At 56.9% G+C, this 13,488-nt stretch carries 10 protein-coding genes; 7 read left to right on the top strand and 3 right to left on the bottom strand.

From position 1 onward, the window contains the following. Positions 1-24 precede the first annotated feature (24 nt). Together ACOTXL_RS11270 and ligB are read right to left on the bottom strand one after the other, a co-directional pair. Entirely contained in the window at positions 25-321 is a 297-nt protein-coding gene (locus tag ACOTXL_RS11270; protein ID WP_022650140.1) for a hypothetical protein, read from the bottom strand. 708 nt (positions 322-1,029) lie between these two features. Further along, positions 1,030-2,700: an NAD-dependent DNA ligase LigB gene (gene ligB, locus ACOTXL_RS11265; RefSeq protein ID WP_045350359.1), complete on the bottom strand. Its 1,671-nt coding sequence runs from the start codon at positions 2,698-2,700 to the stop codon at positions 1,030-1,032. A 250-nt stretch (positions 2,701-2,950) separates the two neighbouring features. On the opposite strand from ligB, the gene gmk reads away from it, so the two are divergent. Genes gmk through recG form a run of 5 tightly spaced genes read left to right on the top strand, consistent with a single transcriptional unit; the run spans position 2,951 to position 8,817 of the window. Then, a complete protein-coding gene (gmk, locus tag ACOTXL_RS11260) occupies positions 2,951-3,574 on the top strand; it encodes a guanylate kinase (RefSeq protein WP_006177710.1) in 624 nt (207 codons plus the stop codon). A 54-nt stretch (positions 3,575-3,628) separates the two neighbouring features. Further along, complete coding sequence (gene rpoZ / locus ACOTXL_RS11255) at positions 3,629-3,904, top strand: DNA-directed RNA polymerase subunit omega (RefSeq protein ID WP_000135058.1); 276 nt, start codon at positions 3,629-3,631, stop codon at positions 3,902-3,904. A gap of 19 nt (positions 3,905-3,923) precedes the next feature. Further along, a complete protein-coding gene (spoT, locus tag ACOTXL_RS11250) occupies positions 3,924-6,038 on the top strand; it encodes a bifunctional GTP diphosphokinase/guanosine-3',5'-bis pyrophosphate 3'-pyrophosphohydrolase (RefSeq protein ID WP_003860921.1) in 2,115 nt (704 codons plus the stop codon). Between the two features lie 4 nt (positions 6,039-6,042). Next, positions 6,043-6,732, top strand: a complete 690-nt coding sequence (gene trmH / locus ACOTXL_RS11245; RefSeq protein WP_003860922.1) for a tRNA (guanosine(18)-2'-O)-methyltransferase TrmH — start codon at positions 6,043-6,045, stop codon at positions 6,730-6,732. Between the two features lie 3 nt (positions 6,733-6,735). Then, the gene (recG, locus tag ACOTXL_RS11240) at positions 6,736-8,817 is read left to right on the top strand and encodes an ATP-dependent DNA helicase RecG (protein ID WP_015570052.1); all 2,082 of its coding nucleotides are present in this window, start codon (positions 6,736-6,738) and stop codon (positions 8,815-8,817) included. A 3-nt stretch (positions 8,818-8,820) separates the two neighbouring features. Here recG and gltS read toward each other — a convergent pair whose 3' ends face one another. Beyond that, positions 8,821-10,023: a sodium/glutamate symporter gene (gltS, locus tag ACOTXL_RS11235; protein ID WP_006812438.1), complete on the bottom strand. Its 1,203-nt coding sequence runs from the start codon at positions 10,021-10,023 to the stop codon at positions 8,821-8,823. Positions 10,024-10,248: 225 nt separating this feature from the next. Here gltS and xanP point away from each other — a divergent pair, with 225 nt between their 5' ends. Together xanP and ACOTXL_RS11225 are read left to right on the top strand one after the other, a co-directional pair. Continuing rightward, a complete protein-coding gene (gene xanP, locus ACOTXL_RS11230) occupies positions 10,249-11,640 on the top strand; it encodes a xanthine/proton symporter XanP (protein ID WP_003860925.1) in 1,392 nt (463 codons plus the stop codon). Positions 11,641-11,758: 118 nt separating this feature from the next. Continuing rightward, a complete protein-coding gene (locus ACOTXL_RS11225) occupies positions 11,759-13,453 on the top strand; it encodes an AsmA family protein (RefSeq protein ID WP_023323962.1) in 1,695 nt (564 codons plus the stop codon). The last annotated feature ends 35 nt before the right edge of the window (positions 13,454-13,488 follow it).

Here is a 13,488-nt window from a genome sequence, read left to right as displayed (position 1 = left end):
GTTATATCGCCTTGCGCACCAGCCTTAGCGGGTAACTGTCGTCGTGGAAGTACCATTGCTTGAGTCATCGCCACTGTCGCTTGCCGCGACAACGGCTAACGTCGCTACGCCGGCAATCGCAGCGGTGGTGACAACAGCGGTTGTCCCAATCGCCCCTGCCGCCAGTCCCCCCGTAGTGCCAGCGGTAGTTCCCACCGTTGCTCCGGTTGTTGTTCCGGTTGTTGCTGCGCTGGTGCTACCTGCTTCGGTGGTAGCGCCTATAGCAGGCAAGGCAGTCGCCAGCGTGAGTGCCGTCAGCACTGTACAAAGCGTCCTTTTCATTTTTGGTCCTCATTCAAATGAAGGAAAATATGAGCACCTGGAAACCAGGTCCCGGTTAACGGGCATAAAGCCCGGGGCTGAATTCCGGCCCGACAGGGACGGAAAATCATCCATGTAAAAGCCCTGGGCTCTGAACACCAGCGCACATAAACCGCCAGGATATATTTCGGTACCCTTAATTGCTTCAATTGGAGTTCAGATAGTTAACTCCCTCACGGGGTGCAAAAAGAAAGGAAAACGCAGAAGTGATGCAAAATGCACCCCAGCGGTAACTACCTTAAAAATTTTGGATAAGATAATTCTTATAATAATTTGACGCAATGATTTCCGGCAGAATAAATATGACCAATTGTTAACCAGAAAAAACTCAATATATTATTAATTAAACATTTAACCAACTGAAATTAAAAGCAAAACCACGTCAAGCACACAGACTACATCACCTATAACGCCTTCATTACCGGCTAGTGTTCTCGATTAATAATGATTGAGATCAATTAAACCAACCTCTCGAGAAAAATAAAAACACAAGCAGAGCAAACCCTTAAATCAGGATCGGGAATAATATTTCCTCAAAATATATTTATCATGAATAATTCATTTATATTCATAATTACTGCGTATATAAACCGCGTCTCATAAATACGCTATTTCACGGCAGCGAAAATGTTTTCCTCCCTCGCCAGTCTGTTCAGGAGCGCACGCAGATTAAAATCCACCGATGTGCTCTGCGGCCAGCCACTTTGCCAGGGCATCAATCTGAGGCTGATGCAGCCAGTTTACGATCTGGCGGGCTTTCTCCTGCCCGACACCCGGTAGCATCCGCCACTCCGCTTCGCTTCGCTGAATCAGCGCCTGCCAGGTGCGATCCCCTGCCGCCTTGATCGTCGACCGGGCCAGTGGTATTCCCATCGCGGTGATCCAGCGGATAAAAGGACGCTCCCGCGCCAGGTTAAACTGATGCCACAGCGCAGCGCCATGCGATGCCGATATCCCCGGCGTCGCGGTGAGCTGCGCCTGCGTGAGCTGTAGCCAGGAGAAGAGGTGCTCAAACCGATGCGCCTGATAGAGGGTCCGCCATCCTGATTCGCCCATACCTTCGATATCTAACGCCTGCCTGGAACTTAGCCACGTCAGCCGGGCAAAAAATTGCTCCATGCACTCCGGGGAGGCATAGAAACAGGTTAAGCCGTTATAGCGCGATGAGGGCGGCTGTGGTTTACGGCGATCCACATTGCGCCACACCACGTTATCCAGCCGGGGAATACCTTGTCCCGCCAGGCTTACCAGCACCTGATCGCCGGGGGCAATATCCAGCCTCTGCCAGCGGTTAACTGACCCTAAGCTGACGCGCTGTACGCGTTTATCGTCGAGCATCAGCGGCTCAAGCTGCGCAATCGCGGTGATCCGCCCGGTACGGCCAACGGTAAAGTGAATCGCTTTGACTTCCGTCACCTGGGCCACAGGAAGGTATTTCCATGCGACGACCCAACTTCCTTCCCCCGGCAGCCACTCCTCGCCCGGCGGCTCTGCCGAGGCGCGGACCACGATGCCATCCGTGGCGAAGGGCAACGAAGCCTTAAACCAGGCCGTCCGCTGCGCTTCCACGTCAGCCGCGTTTTTAACCGGCAGGGTATAGCGCGCCGTCAGGGTAAAACCAGCCTCCGCCAGCGCGGAAAGGCGTGCTTTCATCACTTTTGGGCCGTTCGGCCAGGCCCAGATAAAAATGCCTGTCTGCTTCAGCGCTGCGCGATCGTTCGCGCGCATCATCGCCCCCGCTACCTTCGCACGCGCGTTCATCCCCCCCATCCGCTGCTGGATATGCCCCTCGCGCAGCAGAAAAAGTTCCCCCTGCAACACGCTGTTGGCAAGCGGCCCGGCCAGTGTTTGCGGAATAGCGGGGATCATTCGCGCCTGTGCCGTCCACTCTTCCCCCTGTAAGCCGTCGCCCCGGCTGATCGCCTGCGCCAGCTTGCCGTTTTTGTAGACCAGGGTGACCGCAACACCATCCACCTTTGGCTGTACCCAGAGATCCTGCTGCGTCGCCATCCAGCGGCTAAGCGCCTGCTTGCTTTCTACCTTATGCACGCCGGTATGGGCGAAGGGATGCTTCACCGTCCCGCTGGCGGCAGGAGGATCGTCATGCAGCGGCTCATCGTGAAAACAGCGCTGCCACTGTTTTAAGCGGGCGTTAAGCCTGTCGTAAACGTCGTCGCTCACCTCGCTGCTGCCCTGCTTCCAGTAATCTTCATTCCAGCGGGTCAGCTGCGCCTTCAGGGCCGCGATCTCCTGCCCGGCTTTAGCCGGTGACCAGACCGGGCAGATAGCCATCGCCCCGCTGCTTAAGAAGATCATCAGTATGCTTATCCATTTCACCATTATTACCCCTCCCTGTTTTGCGAAGGGTATACCCTGCCCGGGAGCCGCAGACCAGCTGCAAAAATGCATTTTACGAGCGCGCTTCAGCGCATTGTTTTTGTTGCAGCAAAAGGAAGGTAAAAGCTGAAAACGGCACGCAAAATTTAATCATCCGGGGGAAAAAGTGTGACAAAGACTACGTCACACAGCGGCGACGTGTATAATAAGCCCGTATGTAGGACTTCTTCGTTAACACATACAAAAGACTCTCATGGCTCAAGGCACGCTTTATATTGTTTCTGCCCCTAGTGGCGCGGGTAAATCCAGCCTTATTCAGGCACTGTTAAAAACCCAACCGTTGTACGATACGCAGGTTTCTGTTTCTCACACCACGCGAGCACCGCGTCCGGGTGAAGTGCACGGTGAACACTATTTCTTTGTAAATCACGACGAATTCAGAGCGATGATTGGCAGAGACGCGTTTCTTGAACACGCAGAAGTATTCGGTAACTACTACGGTACTTCGCGTGAAACCATTGAGCAGGTTCTGGCGACCGGCGTGAACGTGTTCCTGGATATCGACTGGCAGGGCGCGCAGCAAATTCGTAAGAAAATGCCTGATTCGCGCAGTATCTTTATTTTACCGCCATCGAAAGATGAACTGGATCGCCGCCTGCGTGGTCGCGGCCAGGACAGCGAAGAAGTTATCGCGAAGCGTATGGCGCAGGCTGTTGCAGAAATGAGCCATTACGCGGAATATGATTACCTTATTGTGAATGATGATTTTGATGCCGCGCTGAGCGATCTCAAAACTATCCTTCGCGCAGAACGCCTGCGTATGAGCCGCCAGAAGCAGCGACATGACGCATTAATCACCAAACTGTTGGCAGACTGAACCCACTTTCAGTATCATGCCCAGTCATTTCTTCACCTGTGGAGCATTTTAAGTATGGCACGCGTAACTGTTCAGGACGCTGTAGAGAAAATTGGTAACCGTTTTGACCTGGTGCTGGTCGCCGCGCGTCGCGCTCGTCAGATGCAGGTAGGCGGTAAAGATCCGCTGGTACCGGAAGAAAACGATAAAACCACCGTTATTGCACTTCGCGAAATCGAAGAAGGTCTGATCAACAACCAGATCCTCGACGTGCGTGAGCGCCAGGAGCAGCAAGAGCAGGAAGCCGCTGAATTACAAGCTGTTACCGCTATTGCTGAAGGTCGTCGTTAATTAAACCTGCGGGTCGCCCTTGTATCTGTTTGAAAGCCTGAATCAACTGATTCAAACCTACCTGCCTGAAGACCAGATTAAGCGTCTTCAGCAGGCGTATCTCGTTGCACGTGACGCTCACGAGGGCCAGACACGTTCAAGCGGTGAACCCTATATCACGCACCCGGTAGCGGTGGCCTGTATTCTGGCCGAGATGAAACTCGACTACGAAACGCTGATGGCCGCCCTGCTGCATGACGTGATTGAAGATACCCCTGCCACCTACCAGGACATGGAACAGCTGTTTGGCAAAAGCGTTGCCGAGCTGGTGGAAGGGGTCTCTAAGCTTGATAAGCTGAAATTCCGCGATAAGAAAGAGGCGCAGGCCGAAAACTTCCGCAAGATGATCATGGCGATGGTGCAGGATATCCGCGTCATCCTCATCAAACTCGCTGACCGCACCCACAATATGCGCACGCTGGGCTCACTTCGCCCGGATAAACGTCGCCGCATCGCCCGTGAAACCCTCGAAATCTACAGTCCGCTGGCGCACCGTTTAGGTATTCATCACATTAAAACCGAGCTGGAAGAGCTGGGTTTTGAGGCGTTGTACCCGAACCGCTATCGCGTGATTAAAGAGGTGGTGAAAGCCGCTCGCGGTAACCGTAAAGAGATGATTCAAAAGATCCTCTCTGAAATCGAAGGGCGTTTGCAGGAAGCGGGCATTCCGTGCCGCGTGAGCGGTCGCGAAAAGCATTTGTACTCTATCTACTGCAAAATGGTGCTCAAAGAGCAGCGTTTTCACTCGATCATGGATATCTACGCATTCCGCGTGATCGTCCACGACTCGGACACCTGCTACCGCGTGCTGGGGCAGATGCATAGCCTGTACAAGCCACGCCCGGGGCGCGTCAAAGATTACATCGCCATTCCAAAAGCGAACGGATACCAGTCTTTGCACACCTCGATGATTGGCCCGCACGGCGTTCCGGTTGAGGTGCAAATTCGTACCGAAGACATGGATCAGATGGCGGAAATGGGTGTCGCGGCACACTGGGCCTATAAAGAGCACGGTGGTGAAAGCAGCACCACCGCGCAAATCCGCGCCCAGCGCTGGATGCAGAGCCTGCTGGAGCTGCAACAGAGCGCAGGTAGCTCGTTTGAATTTATCGAGAGCGTTAAATCCGATCTCTTCCCGGATGAGATTTACGTTTTCACGCCGGAAGGGCGCATTGTCGAACTGCCTGCGGGCGCGACACCGGTCGACTTCGCTTACGCCGTGCATACCGATATCGGCCATGCCTGCGTAGGTGCCCGCGTCGACAGGCAGCCTTATCCGCTGTCGCAGCCGCTCTTCAGCGGACAGACGGTGGAGATCATTACCGCGCCGGGGGCACGTCCTAACGCCGCCTGGCTGAACTTTGTCGTGAGCTCAAAAGCGCGCGCAAAAATCCGCCAGCTGCTGAAAAACCTTAAGCGCGACGACTCCGTTAGCCTGGGGCGTCGTCTGCTCAATCACGCGCTGGGTGGCAGCCGCAAATTGGCAGAGATCCCGCCAGAAAACATTCAGCATGAGCTGGAGCGTATGAAGCTCGCCTCGCTGGATGACCTGCTGGCAGAGATTGGTCTCGGCAACGCCATGAGCGTGGTCGTGGCGAAGAACCTGCAACAAGGTGAAACGACAGCCGTTCCTGCCACCACGCAAAATCATGGTCACCTGCCGATCAAAGGCGCTGACGGTGTGCTCATCACCTTCGCCAAATGCTGCCGTCCTATCCCAGGCGACCCGATTATTGCGCACGTCAGCCCGGGTAAAGGGCTGGTGATCCACCACGAATCCTGCCGTAACATCCGTGGCTATCAGAAAGAGCCTGAGAAGTTCATGGCGGTCGAGTGGGATAAAGAGACGGCGCAGGAATTTATCACTGAAATCAAGGTGGATATGTTCAACCACCAGGGTGCACTGGCGAACCTGACGGCAGCGATTAACACGGCCTCGTCCAACATTCAAAGCCTGAATACGGAAGAAAAAGATGGCCGCGTTTACAGCGCCTTTATTCGCCTGACCGCCCGTGACCGCGTGCATCTGGCAAATATTATGCGCAAGATCCGCGTGATGCCGGATGTCATTAAAGTCACCCGTAACCGAAACTAGCATTATGAATTCAAAACGTTACGAGCGAATCTGCGAAATGCTCGCCAGGCGTCAGCCTGATCTGACGGTCTGCATGGAGCAGGTCCATAAACCTCATAACGTCTCTGCTATCGTCCGCACCGCAGATGCCGTCGGCGTGCATGAAGTCCACGCCGTCTGGCCAGGCGCACGTATGCGTACCATGGCCTCCACCGCCGCAGGCAGCAACAGCTGGGTATCCGTGAAAACTCACCAGACTATTGGTGAAGCGGTCTCGCACCTGAAAGGGCGTGGCATGCAGGTTCTGGCAACCAACCTCTCTGCTAAAGCCGTGGATTTCCGTGAGATCGACTACACCCGTCCGACCTGTATTTTAATGGGCCAGGAGAAAACGGGGATCACGCAGGAAGCACTGGATTTGGCCGATCGGGACATCATCATTCCGATGATTGGCATGGTCCAGTCACTCAACGTGTCGGTCGCCTCAGCGCTGATCCTGTATGAAGCGCAGCGCCAGCGTCAGAATGCCGGAATGTACGAGCGCAGCAACAGCATGCTGCCGGAAGAGGAGCAGCAGCGCCTGCTGTTTGAAGGTGGCTATCCGGTGCTGGCTCGCGTTGCGAAGCAGAAGAAATTGCCTTACCCCCACGTCAACGCGCAGGGCGAAATTGAAGCCGATGCCGAGTGGTGGTCCACCATGCAGTACGCGGGATAAATCATGAAAGGCCGCCTGCTGGACGCTATACCGCTCAACAGCCTGACGGGCGTGGGCGCGGCACAAAGCAGTAAACTGGCGAAGATTGGCCTGCACACCGTGCAGGATCTCCTGCTCCACCTCCCCCTGCGTTACGAAGACCGTACTCAGCTTTATAAAATTGGCGATCTGCTGCCCGCTATTTACGCCACCGTTGAAGGGGAAGTGCTGAACTGCAACATCACCTTTGGCGGACGCAGGATGATGACCTGCCAGATCAGCGACGGCACCGGTATTCTTACCATGCGCTTTTTCAACTTCAATGCGGCAATGAAAAACAGCCTTGCCACTGGACGACGCGTACTTGCGTACGGTGAAGCCAAACGGGGCAAATACGGCGCGGAGATGATCCACCCGGAATACCGCGTGCAGGGCGATCTCAGCTCACCTGAGCTACAGGAGACGCTCACGCCGGTCTATCCAACCACTGAAGGCATTAAGCAGGCTACGCTGCGCAAGCTCACCGACCAGGCGCTGGAGCTGCTCGATACCTGCGCCATTAACGAGCTGCTGCCGCCGGAGCTGGCGCAGGGCATGATGAGCCTGCCAGAGGCGTTGCGCACCCTGCACCGCCCACCGCCAACGCTTCAGCTTGTTGATTTAGAGAGCGGTAAACACCCCGCCCAACGGCGTCTTATCCTTGAGGAATTACTGGCTCACAACCTGAGCATGCTGGCCCTGCGCGCAGGTGCGCAGCGTTTCCACGCGCAGCCATTAAGCCAGCGTGATGAGCTCAAAGATAAGCTGCTGGCCTCACTGCCGTTTAAACCCACCGGCGCCCAGGCGCGGGTGACCGCCGAGATCGAACGCGATATGGCGCTGGATGTGCCGATGATGCGCCTGGTGCAGGGCGATGTGGGTTCCGGTAAAACGCTGGTCGCCGCGCTGGCCGCTTTGCGCGCTATCGCCCACGGCAAGCAGGTGGCGCTGATGGCACCGACGGAACTGCTGGCCGAGCAGCACGCCAACAATTTCCGTAACTGGTTTGCCCCGCTGGGAATTGAAGTGGGCTGGCTGGCCGGGAAGCAGAAGGGCAAAGCGCGCCTTGCGCAGCAGGAGGCGATAGCCAGCGGGCAGGTGCAGATGATTGTCGGCACGCACGCCATTTTCCAGGAACAGGTGCAGTTTAACGGCCTGGCGCTGGTGATTATCGACGAACAGCACCGCTTTGGTGTTCATCAGCGTCTGGCGTTGTGGGAGAAAGGTCTGCAACAGGGCTTCCACCCGCATCAGCTGATCATGACCGCCACGCCGATTCCGCGCACCCTGGCGATGACGGCCTATGCCGATCTGGATACCTCCACCATCGACGAACTCCCCCCGGGTCGTACGCCGGTGACAACGGTCGCCATTCCGGACACGCGCCGCAGCGACATCATTGACCGCGTGCGCAACGCCTGCACCCACGAAGGACGTCAGGCTTACTGGGTCTGTACCCTGATTGAAGAGTCTGAGCTGCTGGAAGCGCAGGCTGCCGAAGCCACATGGGAAGAGTTAAAGCTCGCCCTGCCGGAGCTGAACGTCGGTCTGGTTCACGGGCGCATGAAGCCTGCCGAAAAGCAGGCGGTGATGCAGTCGTTCAAACAGGGTGAACTGCATTTACTCGTTGCGACCACGGTTATCGAAGTGGGCGTGGACGTGCCGAACTCCAGCCTGATGATTATTGAGAACCCGGAGCGCCTGGGCCTGGCGCAGCTCCACCAGCTACGAGGCCGCGTGGGGCGTGGCGCGATCGCCTCTCACTGCGTGCTGCTCTACAAAGCCCCGCTGTCGAAAACCGCGCAGATGCGTTTGCAGGTATTACGCGACAGCAATGACGGCTTCGTCATTGCGCAAAAAGATCTGGAGATCCGCGGCCCGGGTGAACTGCTGGGCACGCGTCAGACGGGTAACGCCGAATTTAAAGTGGCGGATTTGTTGCGCGATCAGGCCATGATCCCCGAAGTACAACGCCTTGCGCGTCATATTCATGAACGCTACCCCGAACAGGCGGCAGCGTTAATTGAACGCTGGATGCCGGAAACCGAGCGGTATTCCAACGCCTGACGATCAGCCAAACATCGGCAGCATCAGGTAGAGCTTAATGACCAGCGCGTTGACGATATCAATGAAGAATGCCCCCACCATCGGCACCACCAGAAACGCCATGTGCGACGGACCGAACCGTTCAGTGATCGCCTGCATGTTTGCGATGGCCGTTGGCGTTGCCCCCAGTCCAAACCCACAGTGGCCCGCTGCCAGTACCGCCGCATCATAGTTTTTGCCCATCATGCGCCAGGTAACAAAGATGGCATACAGCGCCATAAACACGGCCTGTACCGCCAGGATCGCCACCATCGGCAGCGCCAGCGAGGCCAGTTCCCACAGCTTGAGGCTCATCAGCGCCATCGCCAGGAACAGCGACAGGCTGACGTTCCCCAGCACGGACACTGCGCGCTCAAAGACGCGGTAGAAGCCCATCTGCGCCAGACCGTTGCTCAGGATCACCCCGATAAACAGCACGCAGACAAAGGTTGGCAGTTCGAAAGCCGTTCCCGCCAGCCATTGCGCAACGATTTTGCCCACGGTGAGGCAGATAGCAATCATGGCGATGGTTTCAATCATCACCAGCGAGGTGATACTACGGCCAACGTCCGGTTTTTCAAATGCGGTCGGCACCATTTCATCGTCTGGCCTGCCTTCCGGCGTGGTGGAGTGTTTCACCAGATAGCGCGCCACCGGGCCGCCAATCAGCCCGCCAAGCACCAGGCCAAAGGTCGCGCAGGCCATCGCCACTTCCGTTGCGTTTTCAAAGCCATAGCGTTCGATGAACAGCTTGCTCCACGCCGCGCCCGTTCCGTGGCCACCTGACAGGGTAATCGACCCCGCCAGCAGACCCATCAGCGGATCCAGCCCCAGCAATGACGCCATACCGATGCCGATGGCGTTTTGCATCAGAAGCAGGCCCACCACAACAATCAGAAACACGCCCAGCACCTTGCCACCCGAACGTAGGCTTGCGAGGTTAGCGTTCAGGCCGATAGTGGCAAAGAAGGCCAGCATCAACGGATCTTTCAGGGACATATCAAAATCGATTTCCCAGCCCATGCTTTTTTTCAGTACCAGCAGGGCCAGCGCCACCAGCAAACCACCGGCGACGGGTTCAGGAATGGTGTACTTTTTCAGAAAGGAAACACTGTGTACCAGCTTGCGACCAAGCAGAAGAACCAGCGTTGCGGCAACAAGGGTCGACAACGTATCGAGATGAATCATAAAAGGCTCCTGTTATGCGCGTATTCCATACACACGCGGCGTTATCCTGGGCCGGGTGATGCTCGTCATGAGCCGCCGGCGCGAAAAGTGTAATTTTTTTTTGCTGTTCGTTGTAGAAAAGCTGCTCACACCGGCAGATTTTCTCTCTTTTTTTTGCTGGCAATCGTTTGCTTTTACCAGGTGGTCAGCTAAAATGCCCGCTTTTCCACCGTGGGATTGCCGCCGATGTCTGTTAACACTCTGGAGTCTGCTGATGCGCAACCGATTGCGCAGAAGCAAAACAGCGAACTGATTTACCGCCTTGAAGATCGTCCCCCGCTGCCTCAAACCCTGTTTGCCGCCTGCCAGCACCTGCTGGCGATGTTCGTTGCGGTCATCACGCCGGCTCTGCTGATTTGCCAGGCGCTAGGGTTACCGGCGCAGGATACGCAACACATCATCAGTATGTCTCTGTTCGCTTCCGGCGTGGCCTCCATCATTCAAATTAAAGCCTGGGGTCCGGTGGGTTCAGGTTTGCTGTCGATTCAGGGCACCAGCTTTAACTTTGTGGCGCCGCTGATCATGGGCGGTACGGCACTGAAAACCGGCGGCGCAGATGTCCCGACGATGATGGCGGCGCTTTTCGGCACCCTGATGCTGGCAAGCTGCACAGAGATGTTCATCTCCCGCGTTCTGCACCTGGCGCGCCGGGTGATCACCCCGCTGGTCTCCGGCGTGGTGGTGATGATTATCGGCCTGTCGCTGATTCAGGTGGGTCTGACCTCCATCGGGGGCGGCTACGCGGCAATGAGCGACCATACCTTCGGCGCGCCGAAAAACCTGCTGCTGGCAGGCGTGGTGCTGGCGATCATTATTCTGCTTAACCGTCAGCGTAACCCGTACCTGCGCGTGGCATCGCTGGTGATCGCCATGGCGGCCGGTTACCTGCTGGCGTGGGCGCTGGGTATGCTCCCGGAGAACACCACCCCAACCAACAGCGCGTTGATTACCGTGCCAACGCCGCTCTACTATGGCCTGGGCATTGACTGGAGTCTGCTCCTGCCGCTGATGCTGGTCTTTATGATTACCTCGCTGGAAACCATTGGCGATATCACCGCCACCTCCGACGTGTCCGAGCAGCCGGTCTCCGGCCCGCTGTACATGAAACGTCTTAAAGGCGGCGTGCTGGCGAACGGACTGAACTCGTTTGTCTCGGCGGTGTTCAACACCTTCCCGAACTCCTGCTTCGGCCAGAACAACGGCGTGATCCAGCTGACCGGCGTGGCCAGCCGCTACGTGGGCTTCGTGGTGGCGCTGATGCTCGTGGTCCTCGGCCTGTTCCCGGCGGTAAGCGGATTTGTACAGCACATTCCCGAGCCGGTGCTGGGCGGCGCGACGCTGGTCATGTTCGGTACTATCGCGGCCTCCGGCGTGCGTATCGTCTCCCGCGAGCCGCTGAACCGCCGCGCAATCATGATTATTGCGCTGTCTCTCGCCGTAGGGCTTGGCGTCTCCCAGCAGCCGATGATTTTGCAGTTTGCCCCGGACTGGGTGAAAAACCTGCTCTCTTCCGGCATCGCCGCGGGCGGTATTACCGCTATCGTGCTGAATCTCATTTTCCCGCCTGAAAAGAACTGATCCCCACACGGCAGGCTGTCAATGCCTGCCGTGACATCTCTTTACACCATTCCCGCCTTGAGCATTGCGCATAATTCGTGCATAACACCCTTATGTGCGTTTCGCGGGAGGGAAGACCATGAAATTTATTGGAAAGCTGCTTATCTATCTTCTGGTAGCCCTGCTCATTGTAGTGCTAGCCTTTTATTTTCTGCTCCAGACCCGCTGGGGCGCATCGCAGGTCAGCAGCTGGATCACGGTGAATACCGATTACGAGCTCAACTTTGACCTGATGGATCACCGCTTTTCATCCCCTTCTCACATCCTTCTGGAAAACGTTACCTTCGGACGAGATGGCAAACCGGCCACGCTGGTCGCTAAAAAAGTGGATATTGGCTTAAGCAGCCGCCAGATCACCGACCCGCTGCATATGGATGCCATCACCTTGTTCGATGGCACGCTGAATTTATCGCCGCAGACGGCGCCGCTGCCGTTCCAGGCCGACCGTCTGCAACTGAATAACATGGCCTTTAACAGCCCGAATACGGAGTGGGATCTCAGTGCGCAAAAGGTGACCGGCGGCGTCAGCCCGTGGCAGCCCGAGGCGGGGAACGTACTGGGGAAAAATGCGCAAATCCAGATGAGCGCCGGGTCGCTCACCCTCAACGGCATACCGGCCAACAACGTGCTGATTCAGGGACAACTCAACGGCAAAGAGGTGGCGCTGAATACCATCGGTGCCGATATGGCGCGCGGCTCGCTTACGGGCTCGGCTCTGCGTAATGCCGACGGTGGCTGGGTTATCAACACCCTGCGTCTGAATGAGATCCGCCTGCAAAGCGACAAATCGCTGCTGGATTTCTTCGCCCCTCTCTCCACCCTGCCTTCGTTACAGATTGGGCGGCTGGAAGTGACCGATGCCCGTCTACAGGGGCCAGACTGGGCGGTAACCGACCTCGATCTCAGCCTGCGTAACCTCACCCTGAGTAAAGGTGACTGGCAAAGCCAGGAGGGACGGTTATCCATGAACGCCAGCGAATTTATCTACGGCTCGCTGCATCTGTTTGACCCTATCCTGAATGCGGAATTCTCCCCGCAGGGCATTGCGCTGCGTCAGTTCACCTCCCGCTGGGAAGGGGGCATGGTGCGCACCTCCGGCAACTGGCTGCGCGAGGGTCAGGCGCTGGTGCTGGACGACGTTGCGATTGCCGGGCTGGAATATACGCTTCCGGAAAACTGGAAAACGCTGTGGATGGACCCGCTCCCGGCATGGCTGAACAGCGTGACGCTGAAAAAATTCGGCCTGAGCCGCAACCTGGTGATCGACATCGATCCGGCGTTCCCGTGGCAGATCACCTCCCTCGACGGTTATGGCGCTAATTTGCGGCTGGCGCAGGATCACAAGTGGGGCGTGTGGGGCGGTAACGCAACCCTCAACGGGGCGGCAGCGACCTTTAACCGCGTCGACGTGCGTCGCCCGTCGCTGGCGCTGAATGCCAACGCCGCAACGGTAAATATTACCGACCTGAGCGCCTTTACCGAGAAAGGGATCCTGGAAGCGACCGCCACCGTGTCACAGCTGCCACAGCGACAAACCACCGTGAGCCTGAACGGGCGCGGTGTACCACTCAACGTCTTGCAGCAGTGGGGCTGGCCAGCGCTGCCGATTACGGGCGACGGCAATATTCAGCTCACCGCCAGCGGCAGCGTGCAGGCGAATGCGCCGCTGAAGCCGACGGTGAACGGGAAGCTGAGCGCGGTGAATATGGATAAACAGCAGGTGCAACAGACGATGACGGGTGGTGTGGTGTCGACGGTGGCTCCGGCACAGTAAATAGCCGGGTGGCGGCTTCGCCTTACCCGGCCTAC

Source organism: Enterobacter cloacae complex sp. IR5402, from assembly GCF_049238125.1.
Lineage (GTDB): Bacteria > Pseudomonadota > Gammaproteobacteria > Enterobacterales > Enterobacteriaceae > Enterobacter > Enterobacter hormaechei_C.
The sequence above is the reverse complement of the archived record's forward strand: the minus strand, read 5'-3'. Positions and strand labels throughout refer to the sequence as shown.

Bases quoted from the DNA above. Each gene is read 5' to 3' on its own strand.
- recG (WP_015570052.1), top strand. From the start codon at position 6,736: ATGAAAGGCCGCCTGCTGGACGCTATACCGCTCAACAGCCTGACGGGC.
- ACOTXL_RS11270 (WP_022650140.1), bottom strand. From the start codon at position 321: ATGAAAAGGACGCTTTGTACAGTGCTGACGGCACTCACGCTGGCGACT.
- trmH (WP_003860922.1), top strand. From the start codon at position 6,043: ATGAATTCAAAACGTTACGAGCGAATCTGCGAAATGCTCGCCAGGCGT.
- rpoZ (WP_000135058.1), top strand. From the start codon at position 3,629: ATGGCACGCGTAACTGTTCAGGACGCTGTAGAGAAAATTGGTAACCGT.
- ligB (WP_045350359.1), bottom strand. From the start codon at position 2,700: ATGGTGAAATGGATAAGCATACTGATGATCTTCTTAAGCAGCGGGGCG.
- gmk (WP_006177710.1), top strand. From the start codon at position 2,951: ATGGCTCAAGGCACGCTTTATATTGTTTCTGCCCCTAGTGGCGCGGGT.
- ACOTXL_RS11225 (WP_023323962.1), top strand. From the start codon at position 11,759: ATGAAATTTATTGGAAAGCTGCTTATCTATCTTCTGGTAGCCCTGCTC.
- xanP (WP_003860925.1), top strand. From the start codon at position 10,249: ATGTCTGTTAACACTCTGGAGTCTGCTGATGCGCAACCGATTGCGCAG.
- gltS (WP_006812438.1), bottom strand. From the start codon at position 10,023: ATGATTCATCTCGATACGTTGTCGACCCTTGTTGCCGCAACGCTGGTT.